Source organism: uncultured Amphritea sp., from assembly GCF_937127095.1.
Taxonomy (GTDB): domain Bacteria; phylum Pseudomonadota; class Gammaproteobacteria; order Pseudomonadales; family Balneatricaceae; genus Amphritea.
In genome coordinates this window covers 41,388-59,367 of the sequence record NZ_CAKZLP010000085.1, presented here as the reverse complement: position 1 = coordinate 59,367, position 17,980 = coordinate 41,388, and the positions used below count along the sequence as shown (strand labels likewise).

Sequence of the window (17,980 nt, the reverse complement as noted above, 5' to 3'; positions counted from 1 at the left end):
TGCTCTATAGGGTATGTTACTCGAATCAAGGTTTAGCGATAAGGGAAATAGACGCTTTTTCTGCGCTTCCTAATGGACAATCTGAATGCCGTTCTTAAGACGTTCTTCTTACACACTTACATTGGCGGTTGTCGCTGCAATGCCCGCAGCCCTGTTTGCCGCCGAAATGGATTCCGATATCCACGATGCGCTCTGGACCTGCACCATGGAAAATGGTCAGAGCTGGCAATGCGATCAACAGGCTCTGACCAATCCGCTCGACCAGGATATCCAGGCGGACCCGGTTACGCCAGCAGGCCCTCTACCGGTATCTGATACATCTCCTAAGGTGCAATCAGCACCTTCGGCAAACACTGAAGAGGCCAGACCAAAGCAGCAGATCAGCGGTGCCTGGGTGTGTGAAGCAAACGGATCCGGTGGCTGGTCATGTCTGGATAATCAGCCCATAGCAGCATCTGCATTGACACAAAGACCACAGGTGAATTCCCCTACGGCGGTGAATGCTAGCAGTTTTACCACTGTTCAACCGGTCATCGAAGACCCCGCTAAAAAGGCAGACCTAAACGATATCCGTTATGCAGCTCAGGATTGGTACCCGATAACAGGGGCGCAAAAGGCATGCTATGGCGTTTATATAGAGCCTGACACTCAGTTGCCCCCGGAAGGTGATGACAGCCTCACGGTTGATGCAGATAGTTCTGAAACTCAATTGGGTGGTCTGACCCGATTAGAGGGAAATGTCGAGCTACGACAGAGTGGTCATTTCCTCCGCAGTGATTCTGCTGAGGTCGATCAGGTGTCCAACCAGATCACCATGAGCGGCAATATTCAGTACCGGGAACCCGGATTACTGCTTCGGGGATCTCAGGCGCAGACCCATGCGATCACCGGCGAAACCGTCATCAGCGATGCCGATTACGTGGTCCATGAGCAATCCCTGCGCGGTGAAGCCAAACGGATTATCCGCTTGAAGGATAACCGGATACGGATGGAGCATAGTAGTTACACAACCTGCCCACCGAACGACGAAAGCTGGAAAATTGCTTCAAGCTCACTGGTTCTGGACCCGAACAGAGGCTTTGGCACAGCACGTAACGCCACCCTGAGAGTCGGCGATACGCCGGTATTCTATTTTCCCTATCTGGAGTTCCCGATTGACGACCTGCGTCACTCTGGCTTTTTATTCCCCTCTCTGGGGTACTCCAATGGGGATGGGGTCGAATTAGCAGCACCCTACTATTTCAACCTTGCACCCAACTACGATGATACGCTGACTCCGAAAATATTCACTGAGCGGGGGTTATTACTGGAGAATGAGTTTCGTCACCTGAACAGCTATGGTCAGCAAGCGTTAAGCACCGGGCTCCTCGTTGAGGATACTCAGGCTGACCGTGACCGCTGGCTGGTGGGAGCAGATCACTCCGGCAGCAAAGGCGCCTGGAGTAGCCTGATTGATTACACGGCGGTCAGTGATAAAAAGTATTTCGATGATCTCGGCTCAAGCCTGGAAGTCGACCGTTCCAGCCACCTCGACCAGTTGGCAGAAGCAACCTATAGTCGCAACCACTGGTCAGCCACGCTGCGGGCCCATAACTACCAGACGATAAATGACAGCAAATCACCCTATCAGCGGATGCCCCAGTTACAGGTAAGCGGCAATTATGGTTATGATCTGGGACAGGAAGTGGTTTTCAGCTACCTCAGCGATGCTACCCAGTTTGACCGTAAGATCGACGACCTGAGCGGCATTGACCGGGTGACCGGTAGCCGCCTGCATCTGCAGCCCTCTATCAGTGTTCCGATGCTCTGGTCCTGGGGTTATCTTACACCCAAAATGAGCTATTGGTTAAGCCACTATGATCTGCAGGATCAGGTCGCCGGACAGGACGACAGCATTAACCGGGCAACCGGTGTTTACAGTATTGACTCAGGCTTAATCTTTGAACGCCAGTTGCAAGACTATACACAAACGCTTGAGCCCCGCCTGTTCACTCTATATAGCCAGCATGAGGATCAACAGGGTATTCCCGACTTTGATACCGCTGAAACCGATTTCAGTTACCAGGGACTTTTCCGGGAAAATCGTTTTACCGGACTGGATAAAATCGGCGATAGCCAGCAGCTGTCTCTGGGTCTGAGCTCCGGCATCTTCCGTAACGATGGCAGCGAAATGGCCCGTTTTGGCGTAGCACAGGCCTACTATTTCGCTGACCGCTCTGTGCAACTTAACGGCATTACCCGTGTCGATACAGAAGACCAGTCCAACTTCGCCGCTGAAGCCTACTGGAACCCCAACGCGAAACTTCGATTATCAGTCGATACCGAGCTGGATAAAAGCACCCTGAACCCGTTAGAGAGCAATTTCAAAGCGCGTTACACCCCGGCTCTCAACAAAGTGATCGGCTTTAGTTACCGCTACCGGGAAAACACCAGAAGCCAGGCAGAGATATCCTTTATCTGGCCTCTGGCACCGGAGTGGACGCTGATGGGACGCTGGCAGGAAGATATGGAGAACTCTCAGACACCGGAAGCACTGCTGGGTCTGGAATATGCCAGCTGCTGCTGGAAAGTTCGGGTTGCTGCCCGCCAGTGGATAGAGGATGATAGCGGTGGAAGGGAAGATAGTGCGCTATTTCTGCAATTTATCCTGAAAGGTCTCGGCACTGTAGGCGGTGGTAGCGCTGCTCTGCAAGATATTATTGGCTTTAAAGAACGTGAAGAGAATGATGACTACTAATCTCATAAAAAAACTAAAGCCAGGTATGGCTGCCCTTCTTTTGGGCCTAAGTGTCTCGGCCAGCGCCGCGAATACATCCCTTGACCGGATCATCGCGATTGTCAACGATGATATCGTTCTGCAAAGCGAACTGAATGACCGCGAAGCGATAATTAAGTCACGTCTAAGTGCTCAGGGGCGCTCGTTACCTGATGAACAAACCCTGCAGAGTCAGGTGCTTGATCGACTGATTCTGGATAATATCCAGCTACAGATTGGTGAAGAGCGAGGTATCCGCATCAGTGACAGCGAACTCAATGCCTCGATGGAACGGATCGCCGCCAGCTCTAATCTGACGTTGGAACAGTTCCGCGAAGCACTGATCGCTGAGGGTCAGGATTATGCTCAGGCACGTCAGCAAATCCGTAACGAGATGCTGATACAGCGAATTCAGCAGCGTATCGTTAACAGTCGCATCAACGTTTCCCAGCAAGAGATTGATAACTATCTCAGCTCACAACAGGGAGAGCAACTCAGTGCCGAAAGTTATAACCTGTCACAGATACTGATTGCTGTGCCGTTGCAGGCCACAGCACAGATGATTCAAACCGCGCAACAACAGGCAGAAAAGATCGCAACAGAGCTAAAAAACGGCGCTAATTTCGCTGAAACCGCGATTGCTCAGTCAAAAGGCCCTAACGCCCTCAAAGGCGGTGAAATCGGCTGGCGTAAGTTGAATGAGATACCGGAAGAGTTTGCTGCTGTTGTGAAAAAACTTAACCCAGGCGAATTCAGCGCCCCACTTCGCAGCCCTAGCGGTTTTCATCTGCTGAAAGTGAATGATAAACAAGGTGGTTCAGTTCAGCTGGTAAACCAGGTAAAGGTAAGGCATATCCTGCTCTCACCGAACGAGATTCGCTCGCCAGCGCAGACCCGTCGGGAGATCGAATCTATCTACCAGAAACTGCAACAGAGCGTACCTTTTGCAGAACTGGCTAAACAGTACAGTGATGACCCGGGCAGCGGCTCACTGGGAGGTGACCTGGGCTGGGCACAAGCCGGCCAGATGGTGCCTGAATTCGAAGATGTGATGTTCAATACCGAACCGGGTAGTATCAGCGCACCCTTTGAATCCCGCTTTGGCTGGCACATTCTTAAAGTTGAAGATCGCCGTCAGCAGGATATGGGCGAAGAGATGAAGACCAATCAGGCCAGAGCCACCATTCGCCAGCGCAAGTTTAACGAAGAGTTGCAAAACTGGTTGCGCGAGATCCGTTCTCAGGCCTATATCGAGATTAAGTAATTCAGATGCACTCCTACAGACTGGCCCTGACCCCGGGCGAACCGGCCGGGATCGGGCCGGACCTTTGTATTCAGATCGCCCAACAAGGACACGACCACCAACTGGTCGTCATTGCAGACCCCCTGATGATGCAAGCCAGGGCGCGCCAGCTTAACCTGCCGATCACTCTGATTCCCTACAATGCCGACGAGCCGGTCTATCCGACGGCTCCGGGCACCCTGTGGATCGAACCGGTTTGTCTGGTAAAGACCACCGTGCCCGGGCAACTAAATCCAGCCAACGCCCGCTATATTCTCGACACCCTGACCCGTGCCACCCTGGGCTGTCAAAGTGGCGAGTTCGCTGCCCTGGTCACAGCTCCGGTACATAAAGGGGTTATCAACGACGCCGGCATACCGTTCAGCGGCCACACTGAGTTTCTCGAACAACTGACCCACAGCAGCAAAGTGGTCATGATGCTGGCAACCGAAGGGTTACGGGTGGCTCTGGCGACCACCCACCTGCCTCTGGCAGCCGTACCTGCAGCGATCACCCAACCGCTGCTAGAGGAGGTCCTGTCGGTGTTGCAGCAAGACCTGATACACAGCTTTGGCCTAAAGCATCCCAGAATTCTGATTGCCGGGCTGAACCCCCATGCCGGGGAAGGTGGCCATATGGGGCGGGAAGAGATTGAGGTCATTCAACCGGTCATCGACCGCCTCAGAGCTCAGGGCTATAATCTGAGCGACCCGCTGCCTGCCGATACGCTGTTTACCGACAAACTACTCAACACAGCGGATGCAGTGCTGGCGATGTACCATGATCAGGGACTACCGGTGCTAAAATACAAAGGCTTCGGCCGGGCGGTTAATATTACCCTGGGGATGCCGATTATCCGCACTTCAGTTGATCACGGCACTGCGCTAGACCTGGCCGGAACCGGCAAAGCCGATTATGGCAGCCTGTTAACCGCTATTAATTATGCTGCTGAGATGTCAGCTAACCGAAACACCACCGGAACTATGAATGAGCAATAAACCCGCAGGCCATAAAGCACGCAAACGTTTTGGCCAGAACTTTCTTCAGGATCAGGGCGTTATCCGCCGCATCATCCGGGCCATCGCCCCGGGTGACACAGAGCACCTGATCGAGATTGGCCCCGGCCTCGGCGCCATCACTGAAGAGTTACTGGACCTGTGCCAGCGACTGGATGTGGTTGAACTCGACCGCGACCTGATACCAATTCTACGCACCAAATTTTTCAGCTATGCCGATAAGTTCACCATCCATGAAGGCGATGCCCTGAAGTTTGATTTCAGCACCCTGCAGCAGCAGGATGAACAGTTACGTGTGGTCGGCAACCTGCCCTATAACATCTCTACACCACTGATCTTTCATCTGCTCACCTTTGCAGATCAGATTGAAGATATGCATTTTATGTTGCAGAAAGAGGTAGTCGATCGGCTGGCAGCGCAGCCTGGTGAAAGCGCCTATGGCCGCCTCGGCATCATGGCGCAATATTACTGCCAAATAGAGCCGTTGTTTCTGGTACCGCCCCATGCGTTCGACCCAGCCCCGAAAGTTGATTCGGCCATCGTCCGCCTGATACCTTATAAAGAGCTGCCCCAAAAAGCACAGGATATCAGCAAACTGGAAACCGTTGTGCGCACCGCATTTGGCCAGCGCAGGAAAACCCTGCGTAACAACCTCAAGCCACTGCTGGATGCCGACGAGATTGAATCGCTGGGCATTGATCCGGGTCTGCGCCCGGAACGCCTTGCTCTGACTGACTTTATCCGGATAAGTGATTATCTGAGTAGTAAATAACAACTTATAACGAAACTATATGATCCTCTCAGAGATACCTCATAACATCGCGATCAATGTGGAAACCGCCTATCTTCCGGAGCAATCCGATCCGGAAAAAAAGCGCTATGTTTTCTCCTATCACATTACTATCACCAATCATGACCCTCATCCGGTTCAGCTAATGCGCCGCCGCTGGCTGATTGTCGACGGGGATGAACTGGTTCAGGAAGTTGAAGGTGAAGGCGTGATCGGTGAGCAACCGGTTATCGAGCCCCAACAGAGTTATAGCTACACCAGTGGTACAGTGTTAGCTACACGGGTCGGTAGCATGCAGGGGCATTATCAGATGAAAACTAATGACGGCCAGACATTCAATGCGGATATCGAGCCATTCACCCTGGCTTTGCCGAACGCGCTGCACTGAGGAGTTTCATGGCCACCTATGCGATCGGCGATATTCAGGGCTGTTATGATGAACTGCAGTCACTGTTGGAAACAATAGCGTTCAGCGAAACTGACCAGCTCTGGCTAGCCGGAGATCTGGTCAACCGGGGGCCTAAATCCCTTGAAACCATCCGTTTCCTTTACAGCATTCGTGACCGGGTTACAGTCACCCTGGGCAACCATGACCTGCATATGCTGGCAGTGTATAGCGGTGCCATCAGACCCAAACGCTCTGACACTTTTCATGATCTGCTGAAAGCCCCCGAAGCCAAACAGCTGATGAAGTGGCTGCGCGGTCAACCGTTGTTAATTACCGATAAACAGCTGGGCTTTACCATGGTGCATGCAGGCATCCCACCCCAGTGGTCGCTGGAAAAAGCCCATAAACGGGCAAAAGAGGTTGAAACCGTGCTGCAAAGCACCCTGGGCTCTGAGTTTTTCAAGCGGATGTATGGCAACCAGCCAGCCTGCTGGTCTGGAAAACTGGAAGGTTTCGACCGGCTCAGGACTATTACCAACTATTTTACCCGCATGCGCTTTTGCGACAGCAAAGGCCGAATGGAGTTTTCCGCCAAAGGTACACTCGCCAGTCAGCCAACCGGCTTCCTGCCCTGGTTCAGCCATGAGGGTAAAACGTTACAGGAGAGCCGGGTCATCTTCGGCCACTGGGCCGCGCTGGAAGGCAGAGCTGACCGACACAACGTCTTTGCTATCGACACCGGCTGCGTCTGGGGGAATAAACTGACGGCACTGCGACTGGAAGATCAACAACTGTTCACTGTAAATAGCAAAATGAGGTACGGCAACTGATGGACAACTTTGAATGTATCGACATCGTCAGGGCTGAAAAGCTGATCGCAGAGGGTGCGGTAGTCGCTGATATCCGCGACCCACAAAGCTATCAACAAAACCATATCAAGGATGCCGTTCACCTGAGCAATGACACCCTGCACGATTTTATCCAGTCTGCCGATATGGATACACCGGTGATCGTCTGCTGCTATCACGGTTTCAGTAGTCAGTCGGCTGCCGGCTTTCTGATCCAGCAGGGGTTTGACCAGGTGTACAGTTTAGATGGCGGCTTTGAACTCTGGCAAACCAGCCGTCCTGAGCAGTGTTCCAATAGCGCTGAATAACCCAAGAATGCAAATCTATCTGGTAGGCGGAGCAGTCCGGGACACACTTCTGGGGTATCCGGTGTACGACCGCGACTGGGTTGTGGTCGGGGCAACCCCTGAACTGATGTTACAACAGGGATTCCGCCCCGTCGGCAAAGACTTTCCTGTATTTATCCACCCGGACAGCGGTGAAGAGTATGCCCTGGCCCGCACCGAACGCAAGTCTGGCAAAGGCTATACCGGATTTCATTATCACGCCAGCCCTGAAGTCACCCTCGAAGAGGATCTGATCCGCCGGGATCTGACCATCAACGCCATGGCCATGGACGATGATGGCAACATCATCGACCCTTATAATGGCCAGCACGATCTGCAACAAAAGCTGCTGCGCCATGTCTCACCCGCCTTCTCTGAAGACCCTCTGCGGGTCATCCGGGTCGCCCGTTTTCAGGCCCGCTATGCCCACCTGGGCTTCACCGTTGCCCCCGAAACACTGCTATTGATGCAACACCTGGCAGCAGGCGATGAGCTCGAGCACCTGACCGCCGAAAGAGTGTGGCAGGAGTTCCAGCGTGCGCTGGGTGAAAAGACACCGCAGCAGTTCCTGCTAACCCTGAAGCAAGCGAACGCGCTGCAGATACTGTTTCCTGAACTGATTACCGCCGTGAATGATCAACAAACTCTTACGGCGATCAGCAAACCCGCCGATGCCCGGGTCAGGTTCGCTGTACTCCTTCGCAGCGCCTTCGCGGCAACGAACGCCGAGCTTCGCAGTGAGAAGATTAAAACCTTTTGCGACACTCACCGCAGCCCCAATGCCTATCGTGATCTGGCGCTGCAGTTCAGCAGCCAGGCTGATCAACTGTGTCGATTCACCCAGCTTAACGCTGGTCAGCGACTAGAGTTGATAAAGAACCTCGACCTTTTGCGTCGCAGCGAACACCTCGATCTACTACTGGAGGGCTGCTCTCTGATCACCGATAATTCGATCACTGCAAAAACAGAACTCCCCCTGCTACTGCAACGACTACAGCAGGTTGACCCGGCTCAATTGATGGCGCAGGGTTTCAAAGGCAAGGCACTCGGCAAAGCGATCAATCAGGCTCAACTGCAGATCTGTCAGCAACAGATTGTCGGAGTCTCAATATGACGCAGCCTGTAGCCCTGATTACCGGTGCGGCACGAAGAATTGGCGCCACCATTGCCCGCCAGTTATGGCAACAGGGATACCGGATTATTGTTCACTGTCATCACTCACTTGACGCGGCGAATCAACTGGCGCTGGAGTTAAACGAATTAAAGCCGGATAGCGTCAGAGTATTACAGGCTGATCTGAACAATAGCGTCGAAGTCTCAACATTAGCCGATCAGGCACTGTGCTGCTGGGGACAGATCGATCTGCTAATCAATAATGCGTCCTCATTTTACCCGACGCCGCTTGAGCAAAGCACTGAGCAGCAATGGGATGATCTGGTCAACAGCAACCTCAAAGCCGCTTATTTTCTCTCAGCTAAGCTGGCAGCGTCACTCAGACAGCAACAGGGCAGTATTATTAATCTGATTGATATCCATGCTCAGAGAGCGATGCCCGGTTACCCGATCTATTCAATTGCTAAGGCGGGATTACAGATGATGACCATCAGTCTGGCTAAAGAGCTGGCCCCGGAGGTGCGCGTCAACGGTGTTGCCCCAGGGCCGATACTCTGGCCAGAACAAGACGCCGCAATCAGCCCTGAAGAGCAGCGCGCCATTGTGGATAAAACACTGCTCAAGCGGGCGGGAACACCGGAAGATATTGCCCAGGCGGTGGTTTTTCTAGCCAGCCAGACCTTTATAACCGGGCAGATTATCGCCGTGGATGGCGGAAAATCACTCTATAGTCACTAAAATCCATCTAAAGTAACTAAGATTGTATTTATACGTTCACCCGGAGCCAGGCTTAATCCTCGTCCAGACCGACCAGCGGACTCTCCATTACCGCGGCGACTGCGGTTATCAGTTCACGCTCAACCGCCACAATCCTGCCATCGTGGCGCACCACCTGAACCATCCCTTTAAGCATCCGCTGGCGCACAAACGGTGTGGCCGCAGCCAACTCTGTTACCGCTGCAGCGAAAGCCTCCCGGGTGCATTCAGACAGGGGAACGGGTTGCAACATATAAAGCCCGGCAACGCCTGCGCCACGGTTAAATGCTTTGAGAGTCATCTCATCGGATGTTTCACCATGATAAGCCAGCATCGAGATAACCACGGCATAGTGCTCAGACAGGGAATCAATACTGTTGTAACGATTTTCCCGTTTACGCACCGCGCCAAAATGAGCATCACAAAAGCGACTCACCAACTGATACAACACCCACTCAAACAGATCGATCTGCTGATCCGCCTTAACAACCTGCAACAATAACCGCTTGAACGCTTTGTACTGATTGGCTGACTGCGACTTAAGGGCCGGCAGGGCCAGTTGAATCAGTTGCAAATACTCAGATCGGGATAGCGTTTGAAACTGATCCAGACAGTGATACAAACGATCCGCCAGCGCCGATTCTTCTGCCGCAATCAGCTTAAACTGCTGCCGCCTGATCTGGCTATCGCCATCCATCAACAAACCCAGCAACACCACCCGGGCATCATAAGGATCTCGTGCCAGTTGATACAGGTCATGATCAGATGATTGCAGTTCTTCAGGCACCCCTGCCCCGTCCTGCCCGACATAATCGAGCAACTCCGCGCCTGCCAGGGTGCCGATAAGACTATCAATGACCTGAGCGGTGGGACGATTGGCTTTTAAGGTTTTATCAACATCGGTCTCCGGAGTCACCATAGAAGGCTGCGGCTTGAGGTATTGACCGTCCCAACGGGGATCAACCTTACGAATCCGGACATCCAGAGGAGGATGCGTAGACCAGAGCCAGCCGGGCATCACCGCAGAGAAAAACAGGTGTCCGGCTTCCTGACATTCCGGATGATTCAGATGCCCCTGAAACCGACTGCCACCGATCACTTTCAGCGCCCCGCCAATACCTTCAGGGTTGCGGGTAAACTGCACCGCTGAGGCATCCGCGAGAAATTCCCGCTGCCGACTGATGGCAGCTTTGAGCATATTACCAAGCATCACCCCACACCAGCCGACCACCATCAACCCCAGCCCCAACAGCACCAGATAACCACGACTGGAGCTGCGCGACTTCGTTGAGTCAGCCCACCAACTGGTTTTACTGCTGGCAAACACCCGACCTAATTCAGCAAAAAACACCATCCCGTGGAGCATCACCAGCAAACGCATATTGATACGCATATCGCCATTAATAATATGACTGAACTCGTGGGCAATCACCCCCTGCAACTGATCGCGGCTCAAACTATCCAGCGTCCCCCGGGTCACGCAGATCGCCGCATCGGTCAACCCCAGTCCGGCTGCAAAGGCATTGATTCCCATCTCACTGCGCATCACATAGACTGGTGGAACAGGCACCCCGGCAGCCAGTGCCATCTCCTCAACCACGTTGATTAACCGTCGCTCGGCCGTATCCCGGGTTAAAGGCTGCACCTGCTGACCACCAAACATCTCTGCAACGGCCCCGCCACCTTTTTTTACATCCAGCCATTTCAGCCAGGCAGCAAAAAGCAGCAACAGCGCTATCGCACTTGCTACAACAGCGATTCGTTGCCAACTAAGATAATCAAGAAACACCCGGTCGGGCAGCGCCAGAGGGTCATCATTCACCCAGAGATACCAGGCAAACAGCAGGTTTATCAGTACGACCAGGCCGATATTCAGCAGAATAAAGAGCAGCAGGAGAAAGCGACTGCTCTTACGGGCCTGGTCCTGGGCCGCATAGAAATTCATTGATCGTCCCTATCTCAGATATGTGTCACACAGACGGCGACGGGCAAATCAGAAACTAACTTTAGGCGCGATTTGCAGTTGTTCCCGATCCGCAAATTCAAGTAGTGACGCATCCCGCACATGGCCAAAGGTGCCCGCCAGAATAACCGGCGGGAAGCTCTGTTTGTAGCTGTTGTATTCAGTCACTGCATCGTTAAACGCCTGACGGGAAAAAGCGACGCGGTTTTCCGTTGAAGTTAACTCCTCACTCAACTGACGCATGTTGGTATCGGCTTTCAATTCAGGGTAAGCCTCAACCACGATACTGAGCTTGCCCAGAGCGCCCTGCAAACCACCTTCGGCCTTTGACAACTGCGACAGCGCCTGCGCATTACCCGGATCAGCTGCAGCAGCTTTAAGCCCTGCCATCGCCTCATTACGGGCGGCAATAACCGCTTCCAGCGTGCCCCGTTCATGTTCAAGATATGCCTTAGCCGTTTCCACCAGATTAGGTATCAGGTCATAGCGACGTTTCAGCTGCACATCGATTTGAGCAAAGCCGTTTTCATAGCGATTTTTCAGTGTCACCAGGCGGTTGTAAATCGCCACAACATAGAATACCAACGCGGCAATAATAACCAGAAAAATAAGTGATCCCATTCCCATCGTGTAACTCCTTTTTCATGAATAGACTGGCCTGTATCAGGCGGAGAGATCCTTCTTGCGCCAGATAAACGGTACCGGGTGTAGCGACTGTTTGGTTTTATCGTAATCCAGCCATAACTGCTGATAGGTTTCAGCCAGAACCGGATGCCGGGATTTAGGCGCCAGTTCCGCTAAAGGCCACAGCACAAAGGCGTTCTCAGTAATCTCCTCACGAGGCAAAGTGACACCATCAATATTGCCAATCAATGCATCATAGGTGAGGATATCGATATCCAGGGTACGGCTACTGAACTTGGGTGATGTCCGGCAACGGCCGTTATCATCCTCGATCATCTTCAGTTTCTTGCTCAGCTCACCTACCGGCAAATCGGTTTTAAAAGATGCCACCAGATTGTAGAAGTTGTCTCCATCAAAACCGACCGGCGCACTTTCATAAACCGGCGACAGCGCCAGCTTTTCAAAGTTAGCATCCAGCGCCTCAAGGCACCGTTCAATATAGACTTCACGTTCGGTATTGCTACCAATGCTTACAAACACCTGAGCCATCAGAAGCGCTCTCCCCGTTCAATAATTACACCGACATCCTCCGCCATCGGCACTGCACCGGGTTTTCCCAGTTTCAGCTTCAGCCAGCGGACACCAAACTCTTGCAAAATAATCTGCGCAATCTCTTCAGCCATCGTTTCCACCAGCAAAAATTCACTGGTCTCTATAAAACTGATCAGGCGATCGGAGACCGTCTTATAATTGAGAGTACTGTCAATATCTTCAGCGGCTGCCGCTTGTTGAATATCGGTAGCCATCTTAATATCCAGACAGACGGTCTGACGGATCTCTCGTTCCCAATCGTAGATGCCGATCAAGGTCTCTACCTTTAAACCCTTAATGTACACAATATCCAAGACAAAACCCTTACAATCCAGCAAACATTATCAGTCTGCCCTAAAAATATTTAAAAGGCGGCCTTAAGCTCTCTTTGTGAACGCGTCCAGCCTGTTTTTATAATCATCCGCCCCGACACCTGCACCAGCATATAACGACCATCACGCTGCCAGATCAATCGTCGAGTAGAGCAATACTCCCGCTTTAACGCAATAATACGATTGCAGGTCTTTTCAGTCACCAGTCGCTGACTCTCTTTACCCCAGTGATCATAGAGCTGATCGATATTATCACCTGCGCCGACCAGACTACCATCCTCCATCCTGAATCCTGCTTCACAGCTGTTTGCCAATAGCAGCAACGATAACACTATTCGTTTCTTCATCCCTGAAATCCTCAGCCGCACCGTTTACCGCTTTCATCCTGAGCCTAAGTGCGTTATAAAAAATAGTTAACTTTAAAGAAAACAGCGGAACAGGACTATGATCGGAGCAGAGGGCCTCACAACGCTGACCGTTATGTTAATCGCCTATCTGCTGGGTTCCATTCCTAATGCTGTACTCATTTGTCACTTTATGGGGATCGAAGACCCTCGTCAACTGGGCTCGGGTAATCCTGGTGCAACAAATGTTTTACGTACAGGAAACCGACCTGCAGCATTGTTAACACTAACCGGTGATGTCAGCAAAGGGATGCTGGCCGTGTCAATCGCCCAATGGGCAGACCTTGCTCTGTTTGACCAGTCACTGGTCGCGATATCAGCCCTGATCGGCCATGTCTGGTCGATTTTTCTGCGCTTCAGAGGAGGGAAAGGCGTTGCCACCATGCTCGGTGGCTGCCTGTTTCTCGATTATCGACTGGCACTGGCGCAGAGCGCCGTGTGGCTAACCGTATTAGCCATCCGCAGGATTTCATCTCTGGCAGCGGTCAGCATGGCGTTACTCAGCCCGCTGATTTGCGGAATTTTTATTCCACAGTTGCTACTACCGATCATGATTATGAGCAGTCTGATCCTTGCCACTCATCATCAGAATATCCGCAACCTGTTAAACAACAAAGAAAGCCAGCTTTAAACTCAACGGGCTGCTTATACAGTTTTATTAGCTCAAGGCTGCTTGATAGGCTCAAGGCTGTCCATCGGCCAGCGCGGTACACACTGAATAGACAGGTCACTTCGCTGTCCCGCCATCAGACGCTGGCAACCGGCATAGGCGATCATCGCACCATTATCGGTACAAAAACGGGGGCGGGCATAAAACAGTTTCGCCCGTTCTTTTGCGACCATCTCTTCAAGACGGTCACGCAGCCGCTGGTTAGCGCTCACTCCACCGGCAATGATCAGCTGTTTAAATCCGGTTTGTTGCAGCGCACGGCGACATTTAATCGCCAGGGTTTCAACCACCGCCTCTTCAAAAGCAGCGGCGATATCACGACGATCTTTTTCTGCCAGCACCCCATCCACCCGTAGGTCATTCGAGGTATTCAGGGTAAAGGTTTTCAGGCCGCTAAAGCTAAGATCCAGCCCGGGACGATCGGTCATTGGGCGTGGAAAGCGAAATCGTTTCCGATCACCCAGCGCGGCCAGACGAGCCACTTCAGGCCCACCCGGATAGTCAAGACCCAGCATCTTAGCGGCTTTATCAAACGCCTCCCCTGCTGCGTCATCCAGAGACTCGCCAAGCAAGGTGTATTCACCGATTGCATCGACCTGCACTAATTGCGTGTGTCCGCCAGAGACCAGCAATGCGACAAAAGGAAACTCAGGAGGATGCTCCTCCAGCATCGGCGCCAACAGATGGCCTTCCATATGATGCACACCGATCGCAGGTATATCCCAGGCCAGCGCCAGCGCCCTGCCGGTTGAAGCACCCACCATCAGCGCACCGATAAGACCGGGGCCTGCGGTGTAGGCCACCGCGTCCAGTTCTGCCGCGCTGGTATTCGCCTGACCCAGCACCTCTTTGATCAGCGGCAACAGTTTGCGAACGTGATCGCGGGAAGCCAGCTCCGGCACAACACCCCCATACTCTGCATGCATCGCAACCTGGCTATAAAGCGCATCGCCCAACAACCCGGTTTCGCTATCGTAGATCGCCACACCGGTTTCATCACAGGAGGTTTCGATTCCTAACACACGCATTGTTGACTGTTCTCACTCTAAATCACGAATAAAAAGCGGCGTTCAAAGCCGCAGGACTGCTCATGTCGCGTCATTATCATCCATTTTAACAATCATTTCATCGTATTTAGGCTTTACACTGCCTGATCATGAGAATAAAATACCGGCCCTTATTGGCCAGCTGTGTCTAAAGCTCAGCGGAACAGACATTAAATTTCTACAGGAAAGGTAAGGTATTTATATGCCAGCAGTTAAAGTTAAAGAAAACGAGCCATTTGACGTAGCTCTGCGTCGTTTCAAACGTTCTTGCGAAAAAGCCGGTGTACTGGCTGAAGTGCGTCGTCGTGAATTCTACGAGAAGCCAACTTCTATCCGTAAGCGTAAGGCTGCTGCTGCTGTTAAGCGTCACCTGAAGAAAGTTCAGCGCGAAAACCAGCGTCGCGTTCGTCTGTACTAAGATCGCTACAACGCATTAAACAGCCCTATACAGACAGGAGAGCGGTATGTCCGAACTGAAGCAACGCATCAGTATCGAGATGAAAGCAGCCATGCGCGCGAAAGCTAAAGAGCGCCTGGGCACTATCCGCATGATTCTGTCTGAGCTCAAACGCATCGAAGTTGATGAGCGTATTGAGCTGGATGATGCACGTGTACTCGCGATTCTGGACAAGATGCAGAAGCAGCGTCGCGATTCGATCGAGCAGTTTAACGCTGCCGGTCGTGATGATCTGGCCGATATTGAGCAACAGGAACTTCTTGTTATCAGGGAGTTTCTGCCTCAGCCGCTGACCGAAGCAGAACTTGAAGCCATTGTCGCCCAGGCGGTGATAGATTCAGGTGCGCAGAACATGCAGGAGATGGGCAAAGTCATGGCCCTGGTAAAACCTCAGGTTCAGGGACGCGCAGATATGGGCGCCATCAGCCAACTCGTCAAAAACGCTCTGAATAGTTAATATAACTGCTGAACCTTCCCCTCTAATCAGCAGGTAGTCTGACACTATGGCCGGACGCATACCGCAAAGTTTTATCGATGATCTTCTGGCGCGAGTCAATGTACTCGATATCGTTGAGGCCCGGGTCAAACTCAAACGCACCGGAAAGAACTATTCCGGCCTCTGCCCGTTTCATAAAGAAAAATCCCCCTCTTTTACCGTCAATAATGAAAAACAGTTCTATTACTGCTTTGGTTGTGGCGCCGGTGGCAACTCGCTTAGCTTCCTCATGGAACACGACCGCCTGAGCTTCCCCGAAGCAGTTGAAGAACTCGCAAAACTCGCTGGCGTTGAAATTCCCAAAGCGGAAGGACCGGTTGATCATCAGAAAGAACAGCGTATCAAGGATATTTTTGCGCTGCTTGAGGAAGCCTCTGAGTATTATCAGCAGCAGCTGCGCGAACACTCCAGCAAAGAGATCGCCGTCAACTACCTGAAGAATCGAGGCATGACTGGCCAGTTCGCCGCCCGCTTCGGCATCGGTTACGCGCCGCCGGGCTGGGATAATCTGTTAAAGAAACTTGCCAGGGACGAGGACACCAAACTGCGGCTCGAGCAGGCTGGCATGCTGATCAATAAAGAGGACTCAGATCGTTATTACGACCGTTTTCGTGAACGCATCATGTTCCCCATCCGGGATATGCGCGGCCGGGTCATCGCCTTTGGTGGGCGGGTACTGGGTGATGAGAAGCCCAAATACCTGAACTCGCCGGAAACCGATACCTTTCACAAGAGCCGCGAACTTTACGGCCTATATGAAGCCCGCAAGTACAACCAGAACCTCGATCGCCTGATTATTGTTGAAGGCTATATGGATGTTGTCGGGCTGGCTCAGTACGGTATCGGTTATGCGGTCGCCACCTTGGGCACAGCGACTACGGCTCAACACCTTGAGCGACTGCTGAAAATGGTGCCCGAAGTCATCTTCTGCTTTGACGGCGATGAGGCCGGCCGCAAAGCCGCCAAGCGCGCACTGGACACCACTATGCCTGTGATCACCGATGGCAAACAGGCGCGTTTTCTCTTTCTGCCCGAAGGTGAAGACCCCGACAGTCTGGTACGCCAGGAAGGCTGCGAAGCATTTGAGCAGAGACTCAGCGAGTCACTGCCGCTGTCCGATTTTTTCTTCAAGACACTGGAGGAAGGTGCGGATATGAGCTCACTGGATGGGCGTGCTCGCTTCAGCAATCAGGCGCTGCCGCTCATTAATCAGATGCAACCCGGCATACTGAAGCAGATGATGCAGGAAAAAATTTCCGAACTGACCGGACTCAGCCTCGAACAGCTAATCAGCGTAAACAACCTTCAGGAAACCACCGCTACGCATTCCGCGCCTGAACCTGATTACTATCATGGTGAGTCTGATTATCCCGATGACGGATACTTTGACTACCAACCGGAGCAAAGCAACTTCAGACAGGATAAAAAGCCGGGCAAAGAGTTCTCCAAGGGCAATAAAAAATTTCGCCAGGCGCCACCACCACCCGGAGGCTCTGCAGTACACTTCAATCCGGCCAGCACGGCTGTATCGATACTGCTGCATCTGCCGTCACTGTCCAGCCAGTGCGGTGACCTTGAAATACTGGCCAGCTCAGATACCGGTTCGGAACAGCTACTCTATCAGCTAAACCGATATCTCCAGGAAAACCCCGGCGTAACGCCCGGCATACTGGCGGTAGACTGGCAGGAACACGACCATCTCAAACCCCTGATTCGACAGCTGAATGAGATTGCCCATCAGACACCCATCATTGACGCCAACAATGCCCAGCAGGTTTTAAGTGACAGCCTCAACCGTTTGCAGGAGCGTCATTTAGACCGGGAAATACTGCAACTGAAATCCCAACCTCACCTGAGCGCCGACGACAAACAACGTTTAAACCAGCTAATTATGAAACAAGCAGGCAGCCGCTTAAGAAAAGCGCCTGAAAAATAACCAGCCACCATTGAAATTGATCAAACTACCCCCATTTACAAAGCTACAGAGCAAACCCTGGCCCAATTTTCAACTTTCTGCACAAAGCACTGAAAATAGTCTATTTTTATAGATGAAATAGCCATATAACCGTCCGCACTCTGTAGAATTTTCACCCTGCAATCGCTATAATATCGGGCTAATTTTT

Annotated in this window: 19 protein-coding genes; 13 read left to right on the top strand and 6 right to left on the bottom strand. The window is 52.3% G+C overall.

Going from position 1 to position 17,980, the window contains the following annotated elements; genetic code table 11:
• Positions 1–85 precede the first annotated feature (85 nt).
• From Q0499_RS22535 to Q0499_RS22495, 9 genes are read left to right on the top strand one after another with little or no spacing between them, the layout of a single operon-like run.
• Positions 86–2,737, top strand: coding sequence for an LPS-assembly protein LptD (locus Q0499_RS22535; RefSeq protein WP_299204896.1), 2,652 nt, complete (start codon positions 86–88; stop codon positions 2,735–2,737).
• A gap of 25 nt (positions 2,738–2,762) precedes the next feature.
• On the top strand, positions 2,763–4,019 hold the full coding sequence (locus Q0499_RS22530) for a peptidylprolyl isomerase (RefSeq protein ID WP_299204894.1): 1,257 nt from the start codon (positions 2,763–2,765) through the stop codon (positions 4,017–4,019).
• 5 nt (positions 4,020–4,024) lie between these two features.
• On the top strand, positions 4,025–5,035 hold the full coding sequence (gene pdxA, locus Q0499_RS22525) for a 4-hydroxythreonine-4-phosphate dehydrogenase PdxA (protein WP_299204892.1): 1,011 nt from the start codon (positions 4,025–4,027) through the stop codon (positions 5,033–5,035).
• Entirely contained in the window at positions 5,025–5,825 is an 801-nt protein-coding gene (gene rsmA / locus Q0499_RS22520) for a 16S rRNA (adenine(1518)-N(6)/adenine(1519)-N(6))-dimethyltransferase RsmA (RefSeq protein ID WP_299204889.1), read from the top strand. The genes pdxA and rsmA overlap by 11 nt, the downstream gene beginning before the upstream one ends.
• A 19-nt stretch (positions 5,826–5,844) precedes the next feature.
• Positions 5,845–6,231 carry a Co2+/Mg2+ efflux protein ApaG gene (apaG, locus tag Q0499_RS22515; RefSeq protein ID WP_299204886.1) on the top strand — a complete coding sequence of 129 codons (387 nt, stop codon included), beginning with the start codon at positions 5,845–5,847 and terminating at the stop codon, positions 6,229–6,231.
• Positions 6,232–6,239: 8 nt separating this feature from the next.
• Complete coding sequence (locus Q0499_RS22510; RefSeq protein WP_299204883.1) at positions 6,240–7,061, top strand: symmetrical bis(5'-nucleosyl)-tetraphosphatase; 822 nt, start codon at positions 6,240–6,242, stop codon at positions 7,059–7,061.
• The gene (glpE, locus tag Q0499_RS22505; protein ID WP_299204880.1) at positions 7,061–7,387 is read left to right on the top strand and encodes a thiosulfate sulfurtransferase GlpE; all 327 of its coding nucleotides are present in this window, start codon (positions 7,061–7,063) and stop codon (positions 7,385–7,387) included. Before Q0499_RS22510 ends, glpE begins: the two co-directional genes overlap by 1 nt.
• Positions 7,388–7,394: 7 nt before the next feature.
• On the top strand, positions 7,395–8,519 hold the full coding sequence (locus Q0499_RS22500) for a hypothetical protein (protein WP_299204875.1): 1,125 nt from the start codon (positions 7,395–7,397) through the stop codon (positions 8,517–8,519).
• Positions 8,516–9,256: a pteridine reductase gene (locus Q0499_RS22495; RefSeq protein ID WP_299204872.1), complete on the top strand. Its 741-nt coding sequence runs from the start codon at positions 8,516–8,518 to the stop codon at positions 9,254–9,256. The genes Q0499_RS22500 and Q0499_RS22495 overlap by 4 nt, the downstream gene beginning before the upstream one ends.
• Before the next feature lie 52 nt (positions 9,257–9,308).
• Here Q0499_RS22495 and Q0499_RS22490 read toward each other — a convergent pair whose 3' ends face one another.
• The 5 genes from Q0499_RS22490 to Q0499_RS22470 are packed head-to-tail and all read right to left on the bottom strand — an operon-like array spanning position 9,309 to position 13,131.
• Positions 9,309–11,219, bottom strand: a complete 1,911-nt coding sequence (locus tag Q0499_RS22490; RefSeq protein ID WP_299204869.1) for a M48 family metallopeptidase — start codon at positions 11,217–11,219, stop codon at positions 9,309–9,311.
• A gap of 48 nt (positions 11,220–11,267) precedes the next feature.
• The gene (locus Q0499_RS22485; RefSeq protein WP_299204866.1) at positions 11,268–11,864 is read right to left on the bottom strand and encodes a LemA family protein; all 597 of its coding nucleotides are present in this window, start codon (positions 11,862–11,864) and stop codon (positions 11,268–11,270) included.
• A gap of 36 nt (positions 11,865–11,900) precedes the next feature.
• Positions 11,901–12,410, bottom strand: coding sequence for a 2-amino-4-hydroxy-6-hydroxymethyldihydropteridine diphosphokinase (gene folK, locus Q0499_RS22480; protein WP_299204863.1), 510 nt, complete (start codon positions 12,408–12,410; stop codon positions 11,901–11,903).
• Entirely contained in the window at positions 12,410–12,766 is a 357-nt protein-coding gene (gene folB, locus Q0499_RS22475) for a dihydroneopterin aldolase (protein WP_299204860.1), read from the bottom strand. The genes folK and folB overlap by 1 nt, the downstream gene beginning before the upstream one ends.
• A gap of 50 nt (positions 12,767–12,816) precedes the next feature.
• The gene (locus Q0499_RS22470; protein ID WP_299204857.1) at positions 12,817–13,131 is read right to left on the bottom strand and encodes a hypothetical protein; all 315 of its coding nucleotides are present in this window, start codon (positions 13,129–13,131) and stop codon (positions 12,817–12,819) included.
• Positions 13,132–13,228: 97 nt separating this feature from the next.
• Between Q0499_RS22470 and plsY the strand changes: the two genes are divergently transcribed.
• Complete coding sequence (gene plsY, locus Q0499_RS22465) at positions 13,229–13,819, top strand: glycerol-3-phosphate 1-O-acyltransferase PlsY (RefSeq protein ID WP_299204854.1); 591 nt, start codon at positions 13,229–13,231, stop codon at positions 13,817–13,819.
• Positions 13,820–13,851: 32 nt separating this feature from the next.
• Here plsY and tsaD read toward each other — a convergent pair whose 3' ends face one another.
• On the bottom strand, positions 13,852–14,886 hold the full coding sequence (gene tsaD / locus Q0499_RS22460; RefSeq protein ID WP_299204851.1) for a tRNA (adenosine(37)-N6)-threonylcarbamoyltransferase complex transferase subunit TsaD: 1,035 nt from the start codon (positions 14,884–14,886) through the stop codon (positions 13,852–13,854).
• A gap of 220 nt (positions 14,887–15,106) precedes the next feature.
• On the opposite strand from tsaD, the gene rpsU reads away from it, so the two are divergent.
• Genes rpsU through dnaG form a run of 3 tightly spaced genes read left to right on the top strand, consistent with a single transcriptional unit; the run spans position 15,107 to position 17,793 of the window.
• On the top strand, positions 15,107–15,322 hold the full coding sequence (rpsU, locus tag Q0499_RS22455; RefSeq protein ID WP_019622914.1) for a 30S ribosomal protein S21: 216 nt from the start codon (positions 15,107–15,109) through the stop codon (positions 15,320–15,322).
• 46 nt (positions 15,323–15,368) lie between these two features.
• A complete protein-coding gene (locus Q0499_RS22450; RefSeq protein WP_299204848.1) occupies positions 15,369–15,818 on the top strand; it encodes a GatB/YqeY domain-containing protein in 450 nt (149 codons plus the stop codon).
• A gap of 46 nt (positions 15,819–15,864) precedes the next feature.
• Positions 15,865–17,793, top strand: a complete 1,929-nt coding sequence (gene dnaG / locus Q0499_RS22445; protein WP_299204845.1) for a DNA primase — start codon at positions 15,865–15,867, stop codon at positions 17,791–17,793.
• Positions 17,794–17,980: the final 187 nt, after the last annotated feature.

What these genes read in the sequence shown, in the direction of transcription:
- Q0499_RS22535 (WP_299204896.1), top strand. Translation starts at nt 86, where the DNA reads ATGCCGTTCTTAAGACGTTCTTCTTACACACTTACATTGGCGGTTGTC.
- Q0499_RS22530 (WP_299204894.1), top strand. Translation starts at nt 2,763, where the DNA reads ATGGCTGCCCTTCTTTTGGGCCTAAGTGTCTCGGCCAGCGCCGCGAAT.
- pdxA (WP_299204892.1), top strand. Translation starts at nt 4,025, where the DNA reads ATGCACTCCTACAGACTGGCCCTGACCCCGGGCGAACCGGCCGGGATC.
- rsmA (WP_299204889.1), top strand. Translation starts at nt 5,025, where the DNA reads ATGAGCAATAAACCCGCAGGCCATAAAGCACGCAAACGTTTTGGCCAG.
- apaG (WP_299204886.1), top strand. Translation starts at nt 5,845, where the DNA reads ATGATCCTCTCAGAGATACCTCATAACATCGCGATCAATGTGGAAACC.
- Q0499_RS22510 (WP_299204883.1), top strand. Translation starts at nt 6,240, where the DNA reads ATGGCCACCTATGCGATCGGCGATATTCAGGGCTGTTATGATGAACTG.
- glpE (WP_299204880.1), top strand. Translation starts at nt 7,061, where the DNA reads ATGGACAACTTTGAATGTATCGACATCGTCAGGGCTGAAAAGCTGATC.
- Q0499_RS22500 (WP_299204875.1), top strand. Translation starts at nt 7,395, where the DNA reads ATGCAAATCTATCTGGTAGGCGGAGCAGTCCGGGACACACTTCTGGGG.
- Q0499_RS22495 (WP_299204872.1), top strand. Translation starts at nt 8,516, where the DNA reads ATGACGCAGCCTGTAGCCCTGATTACCGGTGCGGCACGAAGAATTGGC.
- Q0499_RS22490 (WP_299204869.1), bottom strand. Translation starts at nt 11,219, where the DNA reads ATGAATTTCTATGCGGCCCAGGACCAGGCCCGTAAGAGCAGTCGCTTT.
- Q0499_RS22485 (WP_299204866.1), bottom strand. Translation starts at nt 11,864, where the DNA reads ATGGGAATGGGATCACTTATTTTTCTGGTTATTATTGCCGCGTTGGTA.
- folK (WP_299204863.1), bottom strand. Translation starts at nt 12,410, where the DNA reads ATGGCTCAGGTGTTTGTAAGCATTGGTAGCAATACCGAACGTGAAGTC.
- Q0499_RS22470 (WP_299204857.1), bottom strand. Translation starts at nt 13,131, where the DNA reads ATGAAGAAACGAATAGTGTTATCGTTGCTGCTATTGGCAAACAGCTGT.
- plsY (WP_299204854.1), top strand. Translation starts at nt 13,229, where the DNA reads ATGATCGGAGCAGAGGGCCTCACAACGCTGACCGTTATGTTAATCGCC.
- tsaD (WP_299204851.1), bottom strand. Translation starts at nt 14,886, where the DNA reads ATGCGTGTGTTAGGAATCGAAACCTCCTGTGATGAAACCGGTGTGGCG.
- rpsU (WP_019622914.1), top strand. Translation starts at nt 15,107, where the DNA reads ATGCCAGCAGTTAAAGTTAAAGAAAACGAGCCATTTGACGTAGCTCTG.
- Q0499_RS22450 (WP_299204848.1), top strand. Translation starts at nt 15,369, where the DNA reads ATGTCCGAACTGAAGCAACGCATCAGTATCGAGATGAAAGCAGCCATG.
- dnaG (WP_299204845.1), top strand. Translation starts at nt 15,865, where the DNA reads ATGGCCGGACGCATACCGCAAAGTTTTATCGATGATCTTCTGGCGCGA.